At 36.1% G+C, this 15,746-nt stretch carries 19 protein-coding genes and 2 pseudogenes; 10 read left to right on the plus strand and 11 right to left on the minus strand.

What is annotated here, in order from left to right; all coding sequences use genetic code 11:
• Positions 1 to 65: 65 nt before the first annotated feature.
• Complete coding sequence (locus MVE64_RS17705; RefSeq protein ID WP_247339931.1) at positions 66 to 374, plus strand: HNH endonuclease; 309 nt, start codon at positions 66 to 68, stop codon at positions 372 to 374.
• 99 nt (positions 375 to 473) lie between these two features.
• Here the strand turns inward: MVE64_RS17705 and MVE64_RS17710 are convergent, their stop codons facing one another.
• From MVE64_RS17710 to MVE64_RS17740, 7 genes and pseudogenes are all read right to left on the minus strand, one after another.
• Entirely contained in the window at positions 474 to 692 is a 219-nt protein-coding gene (locus MVE64_RS17710) for a spore germination protein (protein ID WP_231309104.1), read from the minus strand.
• 111 nt (positions 693 to 803) lie between these two features.
• A pseudogene (locus MVE64_RS17715) lies at positions 804 to 1,168 on the minus strand (spore germination protein GerPE).
• Complete coding sequence (locus MVE64_RS17720) at positions 1,165 to 1,341, minus strand: spore gernimation protein GerPD (RefSeq protein WP_247339933.1); 177 nt, start codon at positions 1,339 to 1,341, stop codon at positions 1,165 to 1,167. Before MVE64_RS17720 ends, MVE64_RS17715 begins: the two are co-directional and overlap by 4 nt.
• Positions 1,342 to 1,355: 14 nt before the next feature.
• Complete coding sequence (gerPC, locus tag MVE64_RS17725) at positions 1,356 to 1,958, minus strand: spore germination protein GerPC (protein WP_247339934.1); 603 nt, start codon at positions 1,956 to 1,958, stop codon at positions 1,356 to 1,358.
• A gap of 84 nt (positions 1,959 to 2,042) precedes the next feature.
• Entirely contained in the window at positions 2,043 to 2,276 is a 234-nt protein-coding gene (locus MVE64_RS17730) for a spore germination protein GerPB (RefSeq protein WP_247339935.1), read from the minus strand.
• 84 nt (positions 2,277 to 2,360) lie between these two features.
• Positions 2,361 to 2,582, minus strand: coding sequence for a spore germination protein (locus tag MVE64_RS17735; RefSeq protein ID WP_247339937.1), 222 nt, complete (start codon positions 2,580 to 2,582; stop codon positions 2,361 to 2,363).
• A gap of 171 nt (positions 2,583 to 2,753) precedes the next feature.
• Entirely contained in the window at positions 2,754 to 2,936 is a 183-nt protein-coding gene (locus MVE64_RS17740) for an aspartyl-phosphate phosphatase Spo0E family protein (RefSeq protein ID WP_247339939.1), read from the minus strand.
• Positions 2,937 to 3,167: 231 nt separating this feature from the next.
• Between MVE64_RS17740 and MVE64_RS17745 the strand changes: the two genes are divergently transcribed.
• From MVE64_RS17745 to MVE64_RS27445, 5 genes are all read left to right on the plus strand, one after another.
• A complete protein-coding gene (locus MVE64_RS17745) occupies positions 3,168 to 3,935 on the plus strand; it encodes a TatD family hydrolase (protein ID WP_247339940.1) in 768 nt (255 codons plus the stop codon).
• Positions 3,936 to 3,958: 23 nt separating this feature from the next.
• Positions 3,959 to 4,861 (plus strand): fumarylacetoacetate hydrolase family protein, encoded by a 903-nt coding sequence (locus MVE64_RS17750; protein ID WP_247339942.1) that lies wholly within the window; start codon positions 3,959 to 3,961, stop codon positions 4,859 to 4,861.
• 165 nt (positions 4,862 to 5,026) lie between these two features.
• Positions 5,027 to 5,386: a YisL family protein gene (locus MVE64_RS17755; protein WP_231309112.1), complete on the plus strand. Its 360-nt coding sequence runs from the start codon at positions 5,027 to 5,029 to the stop codon at positions 5,384 to 5,386.
• 248 nt (positions 5,387 to 5,634) lie between these two features.
• Positions 5,635 to 5,766 carry a hypothetical protein gene (locus tag MVE64_RS27440; protein ID WP_281730380.1) on the plus strand — a complete coding sequence of 44 codons (132 nt, stop codon included), beginning with the start codon at positions 5,635 to 5,637 and terminating at the stop codon, positions 5,764 to 5,766.
• Between the two features lie 76 nt (positions 5,767 to 5,842).
• Positions 5,843 to 5,974, plus strand: coding sequence for a hypothetical protein (locus tag MVE64_RS27445; RefSeq protein ID WP_281730381.1), 132 nt, complete (start codon positions 5,843 to 5,845; stop codon positions 5,972 to 5,974).
• 49 nt (positions 5,975 to 6,023) lie between these two features.
• Here the strand turns inward: MVE64_RS27445 and MVE64_RS17760 are convergent, their stop codons facing one another.
• Complete coding sequence (locus MVE64_RS17760) at positions 6,024 to 6,584, minus strand: DUF2777 family protein (protein ID WP_247339943.1); 561 nt, start codon at positions 6,582 to 6,584, stop codon at positions 6,024 to 6,026.
• A 212-nt stretch (positions 6,585 to 6,796) separates the two neighbouring features.
• Here MVE64_RS17760 and asnB point away from each other — a divergent pair, with 212 nt between their 5' ends.
• From asnB to MVE64_RS17780, 4 genes and pseudogenes are all read left to right on the plus strand, one after another.
• Positions 6,797 to 8,647 (plus strand): asparagine synthase (glutamine-hydrolyzing), encoded by a 1,851-nt coding sequence (gene asnB, locus MVE64_RS17765; protein ID WP_247347133.1) that lies wholly within the window; start codon positions 6,797 to 6,799, stop codon positions 8,645 to 8,647.
• A gap of 139 nt (positions 8,648 to 8,786) precedes the next feature.
• On the plus strand, positions 8,787 to 10,313 hold the full coding sequence (locus MVE64_RS17770; protein WP_247339944.1) for a phytoene desaturase family protein: 1,527 nt from the start codon (positions 8,787 to 8,789) through the stop codon (positions 10,311 to 10,313).
• A pseudogene (locus tag MVE64_RS17775) lies at positions 10,310 to 11,775 on the plus strand (phytoene desaturase family protein). Before MVE64_RS17770 ends, MVE64_RS17775 begins: the two are co-directional and overlap by 4 nt.
• Positions 11,763 to 12,605: a phytoene/squalene synthase family protein gene (locus MVE64_RS17780; protein WP_247339945.1), complete on the plus strand. Its 843-nt coding sequence runs from the start codon at positions 11,763 to 11,765 to the stop codon at positions 12,603 to 12,605. Before MVE64_RS17775 ends, MVE64_RS17780 begins: the two are co-directional and overlap by 13 nt.
• Positions 12,606 to 12,728: 123 nt before the next feature.
• Here MVE64_RS17780 and MVE64_RS17785 read toward each other — a convergent pair whose 3' ends face one another.
• From MVE64_RS17785 to MVE64_RS17795, 3 genes are read right to left on the minus strand one after another with little or no spacing between them, the layout of a single operon-like run.
• Entirely contained in the window at positions 12,729 to 14,201 is a 1,473-nt protein-coding gene (locus MVE64_RS17785) for a phytoene desaturase family protein (protein WP_247339946.1), read from the minus strand.
• Between the two features lie 19 nt (positions 14,202 to 14,220).
• Positions 14,221 to 14,880, minus strand: a complete 660-nt coding sequence (locus MVE64_RS17790; protein WP_247339947.1) for a lysophospholipid acyltransferase family protein — start codon at positions 14,878 to 14,880, stop codon at positions 14,221 to 14,223.
• Between the two features lie 10 nt (positions 14,881 to 14,890).
• Entirely contained in the window at positions 14,891 to 15,646 is a 756-nt protein-coding gene (locus MVE64_RS17795; RefSeq protein WP_247339948.1) for a carotenoid biosynthesis protein, read from the minus strand.
• Positions 15,647 to 15,746: the final 100 nt, after the last annotated feature.

The raw sequence follows: 15,746 nt of genomic DNA on the forward strand, positions 1-15,746 counted from the left end.
GTTGTATTCTTTATAACAAATGAACACCTATCTAAAATGCCAATATTTAATAAAGGGATGTCGCGATGGGAAAGAAAAAAGATATTGGGACATGTGAATTGTGTGAAAGAGAAGAAGTTGAAACAACCATTCATCACCTAACACCTAAGGAAATGGGTGGTACCTTCTTGCCTACAGCAAAGCTCTGTGTGGCTTGTCACAAGCAAATTCATGCTTTATATACAAACAATGAATTAGCAGCAAGGCTTTCAACAATTACAGATCTAAAACAGGATGAAAAAATCAAAAGCTTTATTAAATGGATTAGAAAGCAACCTTCTAGTAAATTAGTTCAAACGAGAAAATCCAATGAACGAAAGCAGAAGGGGCGTTAGAAAGGGAAGACTGTCCGGGAATATGGGCAGTCTTTTTAATGAAAACAAAAGGACGCAATAATGAAAAGGCGGAAAATGTGTTCTTTTTCCGCCTTACTATTAATTATTCGCCAACATGTTTTGATCTGTTACATCTGGATCAATTAAATTGGTACCACTTATTCCATTATTAATAATGTGGAAATCTCCTGTGCTTCCTCCGCCAGAGCCTGAGGCACTCTTTGACTGGCTTTTTGGGGCAAGATAAAACGTATCCCCAAAGTTAACGACTCCGCCGCCTACTTCATTAATCTTAATTGGACCGACAATAGCTGGCATATAAAACATCCTTTTTATAGTTTCCTATTACTTTAGTTTATGCAACTGAATACCAAGGTGTTAATCGTTTATCAAAGTTAGTGAGTAGGGGTTATCAGGCTATTTTTATTGTTAATTCTTTAATTGACGAATATGCTTTGTTCGGGACACTGCCCGAATATCCCTAGTAGAGCCAATCTGAAATACTGCTGAAGAGGACATGGCTGTAACATCCACATGCTGAACAAATATTACGGCTTTTCATGAAAAAAGTTTGTTATGACATTTTCATAAAAAACAGGCTGAGGAATTTCTTCTTCAAAAATTGGATACTCAGATAAGTCTCCTTCTGAACCAAAAAATCGTTCTTCCTCCCGCTGTACAGCAAGTGCCTTTACATTTGGTGTTATTTCAACAGAATCACCGATTTGAAAAACAGAGCTGATCCCGACTGTGTTAACATAGGCACTTCCTACGTTTGAATTACGACTTATCATTGTGGCGCCAACGGCACTAATGGACCGATAATTAAAGACTCAGGTGGTGTATCAAAGACCGAAGAAAGAGCAATTGTTTGAGTATCACCTATTAAAAAAACAGATGAGCTAGATACCCCAACAACTTTAATAGCTCCCACCTGGATATCTTTATTAACTACAGTAAAATTCATCGTTTTTCCCTCCTTTATGGAGAATCTTTTGGCAAATGTTGCAGGAAATGCATAATAGAATTCTCGACATCCTTCTTCACCAATTCAAAAATTTCCTGTTTTTTATTTAGTAATGAATCTTGTTCAGTAAGAGGCTGAGCATTAATGTAGTACTGAATTCTGCTATCAATTTGTTTTCTAATGTCTTCAATAATATGTCTGCGATGAGGGTCATCAAGGGTTAATTCATATTGTTTTTCTGCCTGCTGTATATAATGAATACAGTCTTGATTTAGAAAATGGTTAATATCTTGGCTGCATTGCTTCATTAGTTGATCTCGAAGTTGTTGTTGAACACCATTTACGTTCATCCCTTGTTGTTGAACCTCAAAGTTATCTATCTGCTCAGGGTCGGTTGGATTAAGACCAATATTAAGGGTCCCATCTAACTGTTCAACCTTTAGCTGATCAAATTTATATTCAATTCTTTCAATATTTGTGTAAGGTTGTTTTTTTAAGGAGTCAACATCGACCCGTAAATCATTTATAAGTTGAGTAAGTTGTTGGATTTTTTTATCTTGCTGCTGAACATAATTATGAAGCTGCTGGAGGTATTTAGTCATCTCATGATAGTACATAGCTATTCACCCACCTTTTGTTCGCTCAAAAGTTGTTACTAACAATCTATGCAATAAAATAAAATGGGTGATAGCCTATTAAAATTATGCTGTAGGAGTAGAAAGAGGAACAAGAGGTCCCTCAGAAGCCTCTGCTGCAACACCTGTAGGAGCCTCGGTCAAAATTTGAGGTGCTTCTTGAAAAAATCCACCAGTATTATAAAGGTTTGATAGGGGCTTTATCATTCCAGCACTCCCGATTTGCAGCACAGAAGAGTTGTTTACAGAATCCACCCGCAGGTAATTTATGCAGATGGTTTGGTTAATGTAGAAATTCACCTTTCACATCCCCCTTTTGTATGTTAATAAAAGAAAAAGGCAGGAATACAATGAGTCGAGAAGAACATCTCCTACCACCCAAATTTATAAGTTTCCTGCCATTGGCTGGTCAATAACATCATTATCATACGTGTTGGTAACAGAATTTTGATTGTAAATATTAAGACCATCACCTGTGTTAAAGGAACCAGCACCAGCAAATGTTTTAACCTCGGCATAAGGAGAAATGGTAATTACATCTCCAACATGAACAATGCTGCTTGTTCCTACACTATTTACTTTAAAGGCACCTACAATAGCTGGCATAGTCAAACATCCTTTGTTAGTGTTATAAAACAAAGCACATCAATTGGCTTTTTCTATACATTATGTTAGAAATGCGAAAAAGTGTGATAAACGCGGAAAACAAAGCTTGGGTTTAAAGTAGTTTTGAGGTAAATGATAAGTTGAGTAAGTGAGGAGAATCGAGTTTTAAGTTTATATGTACTCTTTCACTTGTTTATCATCATTAATTAGGTGTTTATTACTCCCGAGGATTTCTTGTAATAAAAGCATATCAAGCTCTTGGCTGCATTGAATTGTTTGGTCAGAATTAATTCCATATTTTTTGGCTGTTTTAATCAAGTTCTTTCTTTTTATTTCAATTTCATTCGTGAACATATTTTTCTCCATCCTAGATTTAAGATTTTGTCGATCAAAATGTAACCAAGTGTCGTTTAGGACATGCTTATTATACAACGGATTATCTTATAAAACTTAGATTCGCTAAAATAACAAAAAAGAATACAAAATTCTACAAGAAGCAACAGATTTATCTCTAAATTTTGTTTCTTTTAATGGAAGGTTGTACAATAAAAGTAAGTAGTATTATGCTGGAAGGAAGGGAACATTATGATCGATGCCCATCTCCATCTTGATCAATATGATCTAAATAAGCTAGATTTTTATATTGATATGTGGAGAAATCATGGAATTAAAGGAGTTGTAGCGGTTGCTACAGATTTACAATCAAGCTATAAAACATTAGAGCTAAAGCATAAATACCCTACATTTATACGTGCTGCGATTGGCCATCATCCAGAAGCCCCTCCATTGACTAGTAAAGATCTAGCTGAACTTCTGAACTTAATAAAAAAGGAGAAAAACCACTTGTCAGGTATTGGTGAGATTGGTCTTCCAACCTATCAAAAAGAGTCTTTATATGAAGTGTATGGAGAAGAACTATTTTGCGAACAATTAGAAGTGCTTTTAGAAATAGCAAAATCAGTAGATCTTCCGGTTGCTTTACATGCTGTTCATGAAGAGTCAGAGAAGGTGCTTTTACTATTGAAAAAGCATGAAATAAAGAAGGCACATTTTCATTGGTTAAAAGCTTCGAATCAAAATGTTCAAGATATAATCTCTTGTGGTTATTATGTTTCTGTTACACCAGAGGTTTGCTATAGGGAACGTGACCAGCGTCTTGTCAGAATGATTCCAATGGATCAATTATTAATTGAAACGGATGGACCTTGGAAGCATGGTGGACACTTTCAGCATCAAGACACAACTCCTCTCTTTTTAAAGGATATCGTGGACTCCTTATCGAATATATTTTCAATATCAACTGTAAACATAAATGAAATACTAATGGCAAATACTAAAAGGCTTTATGATTGATTCTATAGTAGTGGAGGATTTGTATGAAATTTGTATTAGCTACAATACATAGCGAACCTTTTATTGGATTGTTATATGGAGAAAAAATTATTGATTTAAACAAGGCGGAACAAGAAATTTTTGAAATTACTTCATTTCCAAGATCACTATTGGAGTGCGTAACTTTGGGCGAAAAGTTTGTTCAAGACGTAGTCCAAATAGTTGATAAAATAAAGAATGCTGATGGACATGAAGGATATGTATATTCTTTTTCGGATGTTAAAATACAAGCACCTATTCCAAGGCCAACAAAAAATATTTTTTGTGTTGGAAAGAACTACAGAGAACATGCGATTGAAATGGGAAGTGAAGAGGACATACCAAAGCATCTTATGATGTTTTCAAAAGCACCAACATCTGTAATTGGTCATGAAGATGAAATTGATCCACATCTACATATTACAAGTGAACTCGATTATGAAGGTGAGCTTGCAGTGGTCATTGGTAAAAAAGGAAAACAAATCAAAGAAGATGAAGCAATGAATTATGTGTTTGGCTATACAATTATAAACGACATTACAGCTCGAAATCTTCTATCACAGCACAAACAATTTTTAATTGGCAAAAGTTTAGACACTTCTTGTCCAATGGGGCCTTATTTAGTTCATAAATCAGCTATAAAAGATCCTTATGATTTAAGTATTAAAACAAAAGTAAATAATGAAGTGAGACAAGATGGACATACAAAAGATATGATTTTTACAATCGAGCATATGATCTCAACTCTTTCTCAAGGAACAACACTTGAGCCAGGGGATATCATTGCAACTGGAACCCCAGCTGGTGTGGGAAAAGGATTTAAACCGCCGAAGTTTCTAAATCCAGGAGATGTAGTTGAAATTGAAGTTGAAGGTATTGGAATCTTGAAAAATAAAATCATAGGATAATACATGGAAAGGGAGCCAATCATAGGGCTTCTTTTTTAGTAGATTTATTTGGACAACAGCGTTTTCAAAAAAAGACACAAGATAATGAATGTTTACAGCTCTTTCTTTAATATTCGTCTTAAATCATGCTAAAATAAGGTTGTCTTTAACTAAGGAGGAAAAATGATGACACATGCACACATTACTACATGGGTTGTAGCGATTATTCTTTTCTTTGTTGCACATTCTTTATTTAAGTCTGGAAAAGAAAAGCCATCAAAAATTGTTCATATGGTTTTACGCTTGTTTTACATTTTAATTGTGATTACAGGTGTTATTCTTGTTACTGGTGTGTATCAGTTAGATGGGGAATACATAGCGAAAATTGTTTTAGGAATCTGGACAATCGGTGCAATGGAGATGGTTCTGGTTAGATTGAAAAAAGGAAAACCAACAAGAGTTTTCTGGATTCAATTTGTAATTGTTCTACTTTTAACAATTGTATTAGGACTGCGTCTGCCTTTAGGAATTTGGAGTTTTTCTTAAAGAGTAGAGGGATAGAAGGCTGTAGATAGACTCGAGTGACCATCGAGCTATCTACAGTTTTTTTGTTTGGTAAGAGATGAAGACCAATACAAGGGCAGGAGTATAAAGAAATGGTCATGGTCTTCATACAAGCGATGAAGACCAATGCAAGTGCGAAAATCAGAAGAAATGGTCTTCATACAAGCGATGAAGACCAATGCAAGTGCGAAAATCAGAAGAAATGGTCTTCATACAGGAGATGAAGACCAATGCAAGTGCGAAAATCAGAAGAAATGGTCTTCATACAGGAGATGAAGACCAATGCAAGTGCGAAAATCAGAAGAAATGGTCTTCATACAGGAGATGAAGACCAAAGTAAGGTCAAAAATCAGAAGAAATGATCTTCATACAGGAGATGAAGACCAAAGTAAGGTCAAAAATCAGAAGAAATGGTCTTCATACAGGAGATGAAGACCATTGCAAGTGCAAAATTCAGAAGAAATGGTCTTCATACAGGAGATGAAGACCATTGCAAGTGCAATATTCAGAAGAAGTGGTCTTCATTCAAGAGATGAAGACCAAAGCAAGGTAATAAATCAGAAGAAATGATCTTCATTGCTGCAAAAGAGCCTACTTTAACAAAAGTGACCAACTTCATCTAAAACTTACTACAAACAAGCCGTCTTTCACCTAAACTTGTTGTTATTTCAAATCGATCTGACGAATGAATGCCTCTTTCAAAGTGGTGTTGAATGGCACAGATGGAATCTTCATTGTCAAATTGAAAGAAGGATACCCCTTTTTTATTCATGCGATTTTCCATAAATAATAATTGATTATACGAATAAATACAGTCGTAAGGCGAAAAGCCAAGGGAGTTTATTTGTTTAATCAACCTGACAAATATTTCATCTTGAAGTTCCTTTAACATTTCATCTAATGCTAAAGGTAATTTTTTTCTTATCCGCACTGTATCACCATGATTTAATGATAGCGTTCCCATGTCAGTCTTGATCTTACCTAGGCCTATCCATCTGCCGGTTGTCCACCCGGATGGATTTAAAATTTCTAGATGAGAATTTTGAATCTCATCTAATAAATGAAGCTCATCACTCATATCATCATAAATGACATACTGATCATTTGTAATTTCGATCAGTCCAGTTAAATACGAACGTTTTTGATTTAATAGTAAGTCTGTTCGTTTAATTGGAAACATACATTTTACCTCCAAATCGTTGTTACACTTGTTGTTTTGAAAAACGTTGATATCATCGTTTTTGACAAAAATGAGGAAGTTTATGCATTTCTACATTTTACTTGGGACAATTCAACATTTGATAAAGTGGGCATACAATGTCTACACCTATTAAGGTCACAGACGTTGGTGTGTATGAAAATCATAATATAGATGAGGGAGATGAAGCTTTCATGTGCGGAATAACTGGTTGGGTAAACTTTAAAGGGAACATACGCACTGAGCAAGAAACGATTAAGAAAATGGCGGAAACGTTAGCAAAAAGAGGACCAGATGACACGAACATTTGGGGAGAAGATCATGTACAATTTGGTCATAAGCGTTTAGTTGTAGTTGACCCTGCCGGTGGTATTCAACCAATGACACGGACAAAAGAAGGCAACTCTTATACGATTTGCTATAACGGTGAGCTTTACAATACTGAGGATATTAGAAAAGAACTTCTTTCAAGAGGCTACACATTTAAAGGGCATTCTGATACAGAAGTTCTCCTTCAATCCTATATTGAATGGGAAGAAGAATGTGTACATCGTTTAAACGGAATATTTGCTTTTGCGGTTTGGGATTCAAAGAAAGAAAAATTATTTATCGGTAGAGATCGCTTGGGAGTAAAACCTTTATTTTATAAAGAAGAGAACGGATCAATCTTATTTGCTTCTGAGCTGAAAGCAATTCTAGCTCATCCTTCTGTTTCGGCTAAACTTGATAAATCAGGTCTTTCTGAAATATTTGGTGTTGGACCTTCTAGAACTCCTGGTGTTGGCGTTTTTAAAGGAATTGATGAACTGCGTCCAGCTCATGCCTTAGTTTATACAAAGAATGGATTAAAGAAGTGGCGTTATTGGGATGTAGAAAGCAAACCACATGAAGATTCTGTTGAAGAAACAGCGGATAAGGTAAAATTTTTATTTACAGATGCGGTTAAACGTCAATTAGTATCAGATGTTCCTTTATGTACGTTCCTTTCTGGCGGCGTTGACTCGAGTGCAATTACAGCTGTTGCTGCAGAACATTATAAAAAAGAAGGAAAAGGGCAACTTCATACTTATTCTATTGATTATGAAGATAATGATAAATTCTTTAAGGCAAATGAGTTTCAACCAAACTCAGATGGTCCGTGGATCAAGAAAATGAGTGAAACATTTAACACACATCATCATAGTAGTGTGATTTCACAACAGGAATTAGTTGATCATCTGATTGAAGCAACGTCTGTTCGTGACTTGCCTGGTATGGCAGATGTGGATTCATCTTTATTGTGGTTCTGCCGCGAAATTAAAAAAGACTTTGTTGTTGGTTTGTCAGGTGAATGTGCAGATGAAATTTTTGGAGGGTATCCTTGGTTTCATCGCCCTGAGGATTTAGCAAATTCAGCATTTCCATGGATGCGTTCAACAGATGAGCGAGTGTCGTTATTAAAGCCTGAGTGGCAAGATAAATTAAATCTTAATGAATATGTTCAAGCTCGCTATCAAGAAACAGTTAACGAAACACCGCTGCTTGAAGGTGAATCAGAGGTTGAAGCGCAAAGACGTCAACTATTCTACTTAAATATGCACTGGTTTATGGCAAATCTCTTAGACCGTAAAGATCGGATGAGTATGGGCGCAAGCTTAGAGGTTCGTGTACCGTTTGCTGATCATCGTCTTGTTGAATATGTATGGAACATTCCTTGGGAAGTAAAAATGCATGGAGATCGTGAAAAAGGAATTCTGCGAAAAGCGTTAGAGGGACTTCTTCCTAATGAGGTTCTTTATCGTAAGAAAAGTCCTTATCCGAAAACACATAATCCAGAGTATACAAGATTAGTAACAAACTGGTTGAAATCTTTAGTAAGCCAAAAAGATTCGATTTTACATGAGTTGTTAAATAAGCAAAAGCTTAATGATATTATCGAAACAGAGGGCAAAGCATTCCAGGTTCCTTGGTTCGGTCAATTAATGTCAGGTCCACAGCTTCTTGCTCATTTAGCACAAATTCATGTTTGGTTTGATAGCTATTCAATCGATATTGATGAAAGATAGAAGTGTTAGAGGAACTGTCCGGTAGGGGCAGTTCCTTTTTATTTACTTTAAAATGGCAGAGCATTTTAATTTGAGTTTCATATGTTAACTATGTATAATCTTTGTATAATAATTGTACATTTAAATAGGAGGCATCATCATGAAAAAAATGGTTGTTATTGGGGCCGGACCTGGTGGATTAGCAGCAGCTATGCTATTAGCCAGCAAGGGGCATAAAGTTCATTTGTTCGAAAAACAATCGTATATTGGGGGCAGAAACTCTTTCATTCATGAAAAAGGCTATACATTTGATATGGGCCCTACATTTTTAAGCATGGTTCATATCGCGGAAGAAATTTTTCAAACGGTAGGAAAAAACCTTCATGACTATGTTGAACTTATTGAACTAAAGGAAATGTATCAACTAATTTTCGATGATGCCACAATTAATATGACAAGAAATCAAGATGAAATGATAAAGAGGCTAAATCAACTTTCTCAAGGTGAAGGAAATGGCTACCTAAAATTTATGAATGATACAAGAAATAAAATGAATGCCCTCACACCTATCTTACAAAGCAAAATGGATCGATTTTACCATTATTTTAGATGGCGTGTGATCAAGGCATTGCCACAGCTCACTGTTTCTAAAAGTTTATATGAAGTTCTTTCAAAATATTTTAAAGATGAACGTGTTAAGCTAGCATTTACTTTTCAATCTAAATATCTAGGCATGTCACCATGGGAATGCCCCGGAGCTTTTTCCATTCTTTCATATATGGAGCATGAGTATGGAATTTACCACCCAAAGGGAGGAGTGAATCAGCTTTCAAAGGCAATGGCAAAGGCATTTGAAGAGCTTGGGGGAGAAATTCACTTAAACCAGGGAGTGCAGAAGTTAGTATTGGACGGAAAAACAGTAAAAGGCGTTCAGCTTGAGGATGGTCGAAAAGTGTTTGCTGATGAAGTGATCATTAACGGTGATTTTGCCCATGTAATGACAAACTTGGTGGATGAAGGTGTATTGAAAAAGTATTCAAAGAAAAAACTTCAGAAAAAGAAATTTTCTTGTTCAACATTCATGATCTATCTTGGCATAAACAAGCAATACGATCTCCCACATCATACAATTGTGTTTGCTCAGGATTATAAGAAAAATGTTGAAGAAATTACGAAAACTCACTCAATGCCTGAAGATCCATCCATTTATGTTCAGAATGCTAGTGTCACAGATCCAAATCTTGCTCCGGAGGGACATTCAGCACTATATATCCTGGCTCCGGTACCAAGTAATTATAGTCAACTAGATTGGGAGAAAGAAAAACATAGATTTAGAGATCTTGTATTAAAAACATTACAAGAAAAAACAATGTTTAAAAACATAGAAGAGCACATTGAAGTTGAAAAAATCATTACACCTAAGAATTGGGAAGAAGACCTGTTTGTCTATAAAGGAGCAACATTTAACTTAGGACATCAGCTTTCTCAAATGATGGTCTTGCGGCCACATAATGAATTTGAAGAGTTAAAGAATTGCTGGTTAGTTGGGGGAGGTACCCATCCTGGCAGTGGTCTTCCGACGATTCTCGAATCAGCACGTATCACGACAAAGGCAATAAACAACCAATATAAGAAACAGCCGGATTCGATATATCTACAAACAGGAGAAGTGAGGGATGTAAGATGAAAACCGTTATTGTTGGTGGAGGAATTGGCGGCTTACTATCGGCTCTGCTTTTGCATCAAAATGGAATTGACGTAATGATCGTTGAAAAACGAGATCGTCTAGGTGGCAGGTTGGCTTTTATTGAGCAAGATGACTACAAAATTGATGAGGGACCAACGATTGTACTGCTGCCTGAGATGATAACAGAGTTGTTAAACGAAGCGGGAATTACTCGTGGTGATTATGAATTAGTTAGGATTGATCCATTATACAAAATACATTTTCACGATGGAGCAACGTATGAAAAATATTCAGATCAGACTAAGCAGCTTAATGAACTAAGAAGATTATACCCAGAGGAACAAGCTGGGTACCTAAACTTCATGAAAGATATGGATGTACATTTTAAACTAGGAATGGACCGTTTCATCAAACGTTCCTTTGTCCAGAAAAAGGATTTTTGGTCAAAACAAAATATTAAAACATTATTAAAACTTAAAGCATATCGCTCGGTTTATCAATCTCTTAAAACATACTTTAAAGAAGAAAATCTGAGATTGGCGTATTCTTTGCAATCACTTTATATAGGCGGAAATCCATACGAATCACCGGCTCTTTATTCGCTTATTTCATATAGTGAGCATAAACATGGAATTTATTATTTAAAAGGCGGTTATGCAAGTTTAGTAGATGTATTGAATAGAGAAATTGAGAAGAGAGGAATAGAGGTTTTCTTAAATTCTGAGGTAGCGTCTCTTACATTAACCAGAAATCGGGCAACAGGGGTGAATGTGAACGGGCAGTGGATAAAAGCAGATTCGGTTATCTTAAACGGAGATTATCCTGTTATATCAACACTACTCGATCCTTCTAAGTCTACTCAAAGAAGCTATACTCCTTCATCAAGCTGTTTATTGCTTTATTTTGGATTAGATAAAATCTATGAAAATACACCTGTCCATCAGTTTTTTATGGGGAAAGATTTTTCAAGCCATATGAGTGAAGTATTCGAAGAAAAAGTTGTTCCTAACGACCCGGCATTTTATACGTTTCATCCATCGGTAATTGATTCCACCCTTGCACCAGAAGGAAAAGGGGTGTTGTACGTTTTAGTTCCAGTACCAGCGGGTTCTCATATTGAATGGTCTAGTGAACAATCGTTTGTTGAGAGAATAATTGATTCATTAGAAAAAAGAGGGTATCCAGATTTAAGACAGCATATTGTTTGGCAAAAGGTGCGTACACCAAATGATGCAGAAAGTGAAGGGATTTTTCAGGGGGAAGCTTTGGAATAGCACCGATTCTTTTTCAATCAGGTGTGTTTCGTCCTCAAGCAAAACCATCTCGATATGAAAATGTCTATGCAGTTGGAGCATCCGTTCACCCGGGTGGAGGCATACCAATTGTAATGCAAGGTGCAAAGCTTATGGTCGAGCAATTACTACAGGATGCCGAACGGAGGAAAAAAGAATGGTCAATGTAGAGATAGCGTATAGACAATGTGAACAAATGATTAGGCAACACTCACAAACCTTTTATAAGGCATTTTCTTTGCTTCCTGAAGAAAAGCGGAAAGCGGTGTGGGCTGTTTATGCGTTTTGTCGAATAGTTGATGACATTGTTGATGAAGGTAGCTCTCCACATGAGGAACTAAAACAATTTGAACAGGAGTTTACGTTATTTTTAAATGGAGTCATGCCACTGAATAATCAATATATGTGGGTTGCGCTAAAAGATGCTTTCTCCCGGTTTCAATTAGATGATAAACCGTTTTTCGACATGTTGAAGGGACAGGGAATGGACTTAGTCAAAACACGCTATGAAACGATGAATGAGGTGCTTGATTATTCCTATCATGTTGCTAGTACAGTAGGACTCATGCTGTTACCAATTTTGGCTCCAAAAGAAAAAGTAGCACTCAAAGACGGTGCCATCGCACTTGGCCTAGGTATGCAAATTACCAATATTCTACGTGACATTGGAGAAGATTTACAGCGTGACCGTGTTTATATTCCAAAGGAATTATTGCTGAAATATCACTATTCACATCTTGAACTTCAGCACGGGATTATTAATTCAGATTTTATTCAGCTATGGGAACATATGGCGCAGGAAGCTGAGATGTACTATACAAGAGCACTGGAAACCATGCATCTTTATCCAATTGCCTCACGTACTCCTGTTAAAGCATCGGCGCTATTTTATCGTGAGATTTTAAGAAAAATTCGAGATCAAGGATATCGAGTGTTTTCGGAGAAACAATTTGTTACGAACGATGAGAAATCTACTATTTTGTCGAGGATATCAGGGTAATAGAGAGGGGGCAGCGCTAGAAATAGGCTGTCCCTTATTAGATTTTGTCTATTTTCATGTAATCTATCAACTTGACCTTGTCATTTAATCAACCAACACGTTTTGCAGAATTTCAATAGCATTTTACAGCCGCTTTGCCAAAACCTCAGCTACATTTAACCCACTAATTACAACCATCGGAGAGCCTCCACCAGGATGGGTGCTGCCGCCAACAAAGGATAAATTACGAATATCTTTTGAGAAATTGCTAGGTCTTAAAAATGCATCTTTGCGTTTGTGGCTTGATAAGCCGTATAATGTGCCACGATAGGCACCAAATTTAGTTGAAATGTCCTGTGGCGTGATGACTCGCTCTTGTACAAGATGTTTTCTAATAGAAAGACCTTTACTCTCTAAAAGGGAGTAAATATGTTCTTTATATTCATGAGGATTCATTTCTGCTTCTCCATTTCTGCCTAAAGCGGGGGCATTGACTAGAATAAATAGATTATCGCCTTCTGGTGATTGTTCAGGATCTGTTATTGAGCTGTTGCTTATATAAACAGTTGGGTTTTTACTATATTTTTGTTCTTGAAACATCTCTTGAAATTCCTCTTTATATTGTTTTGAAAAAAAGACATTATGATGAAGAAGCTGTGGATTCCGTATGGATAAGCCTGCCAAAATAACAAATGCCGAAATAGATGGTTCATAGCGATTCCGTTTTACATCTGAAAAATGTGGGCGATATTGTTTTTCAACTAACTCAGGATATGCCTTTAATAGATCCGCATTCATGATTACTTCATCAGCAGAGATGGTTTCACCGTTTGCTAACAGGATGGAAGTCACTTTTTTATGATCAACGTTTAACTTTGTTACAGTTGTATTTAAAGTAATTTCGACTCCTAGCTTCTTAGCGAGTTGTTCGTAGCTTTCAGCTAAACGCACATTACCACCTTTAATAAAATATACTCCTTGTACAAGCTCTAAATAAGCAATCATGCTAAATGTTGCTGGACTCTTGTATGGAGAGGAACCGATATAGGTTGCATAGCGTGCAAATGTTTCAATCACTTCTCTTTTCCTAAAATAACGACTGAAAAAATGGTGAAGTGATTCAAACGGTCGGACTCTTAAGAGAGCAGAAGCAAGTGTTGGTGACACATAATCTGTCCATGATTGAAAGGTTTTATAAAAGAAGTGCTTTTCTGACAAAGTGTAGAGACGTGTTATTTCGTCAACAAATGAATGAAAGTGCTTATCCCCATATTCATCTACCTGAGCAAGCTGCTTCTTCATGTGTGTGTGATCATTGGTGAAATCTAATATTTGTCCGTTACTTAAAACATTACGAGTATGAATCGGTAGCTTTTGAAAGGTAAGATAATTTTCCGACTTCTCACCTGCTAGTTCAAAAACACGCTTAAATATTTGAGGCATGGTGATCGTATTTGGTCCAAAGTCAAATTGATGTGAGCCTAGTTTATAAGGCATTAGTTTTCCGCCAATATGATTGTTTTTTTCAACGATTTGTACGTTATATCCCTTAGCGGCTAAAGAAATAGCAGCAGCTAATCCTCCTAAACCGCCTCCTATGATAACAACCTTTTTCATAACTTAATCACATTCCTATCTAAAGTATCTGACGAAAGTAGCTTGTTTGTTCATGTACGACCTTGTTTTTTAATAAATTCAGTTGTGATGTGAAAGTATCTTCAAACTCCTTATTTCTCTCTTTACGTGTTTTTCCAGTAAACGATAAAGAATCGATAGGTTCTCCTATCACAATATAAATCTCCTGCTTTTTCGAATGTCCAAATGAGTAGTAAAAGCTTATTGGCAGGATTGGAACTGAAGGTCGTTTATCTTGTAACGCAATTGCTCCTGGCAGGAAGGTGAGCGGTCTTTTTTCTAAATGAAACTCATCACCTTGTGGGAAAAGGCCGACAGTTTTACCTTGATCTAGCAGTGCTTCACTGTATTTTAAACTGTAGATTATATCTTTTGGGTAGTCCCGGTTAACTGAGAAAGCCCCAAGCTTACGAAAAAAGGGATATTGCCTTATCCCTTTTTCGTGCATCATCACATAGAGATCAGTTTTTAGGTAAGTACGGTTTAAATGAAATAAAACAAGTGAATCCCACCATGAGCTATGATTTAAACAAACTATAGCTCTAGTTGGTAAAGGAAGACTGGAAGAAACATATATTCCTTTAAAATATCTTTTTAGAAGCTGTTGATTATAAAGATGAAAAATGGCTTGAAACCAAGCCTGTTTATTTGCCTTAATCATTTCTTTTTCCTCATTTCAAATTGCTTCTTTTTCTCATATAAAACATAAATGTTAGATAGGAAAGAATACTTGTCAAAATGACTCCAAGCCATAGACCATGAATTAAAGCAAGAAAGACAAACATTCCTATAACTAGGAAAAAAACTAATACAATTCTTGAATGCCACTCCGATATGGATAGCTTTGATTTTAAGGTTATGATAAAAATGATGGAATGAAGAAGAAATGCTACAACAAACCATCCGATAAAATTAGAGATGGGGATATTGTAATAAAAGCTTTCAGCATTCCATATCCAATATTGCTTCACTTCAAATGCTACTGGATCAATAATTAAATCAATTAAGACAGCCATCAATGAGCCAATTAGAGTATAAGAGATAAATTGATTTGTACCTGTTAAGACAATAGAAATAGCATGTGAACCAGCAATGACCATTAACCATGCAAATCCTATGGCAATGGGAACACCAAGTAATTGAGGTCCAAAGTCACTTGTATAATAATAGTCACCAAATAGAAGTCCATACTCGACTCCAAGATGCTCAGCAAATATGGATATCCCTACAACTAGTAGACTGATCGTTAGTCCAATTGCTGCACCAAATGTTTTAATAAAATAAATTCCTCCAATAACTCCCGCTAACACAAGAAAGACAACATTTGCCCACTCTAAATAAGAAGGAATAAGGTCAAAGCTTAATAGCACAATTCCAATAAAATACCAAATGAGAAAAACCTTATATGTTAACTCATCTGCTTTCACACTAATCCCCCATTTCTATCCACGATTATAGTGGATGTAAATTTCTTTGTACAACTTGTGTATGCTCGACAAGAGAGGAATATGCATTTGCGTATTTGTA

It is taken from the genome of Metabacillus endolithicus, from assembly GCF_023078335.1.
Taxonomy (GTDB): domain Bacteria; phylum Bacillota; class Bacilli; order Bacillales; family Bacillaceae; genus Metabacillus; species Metabacillus endolithicus.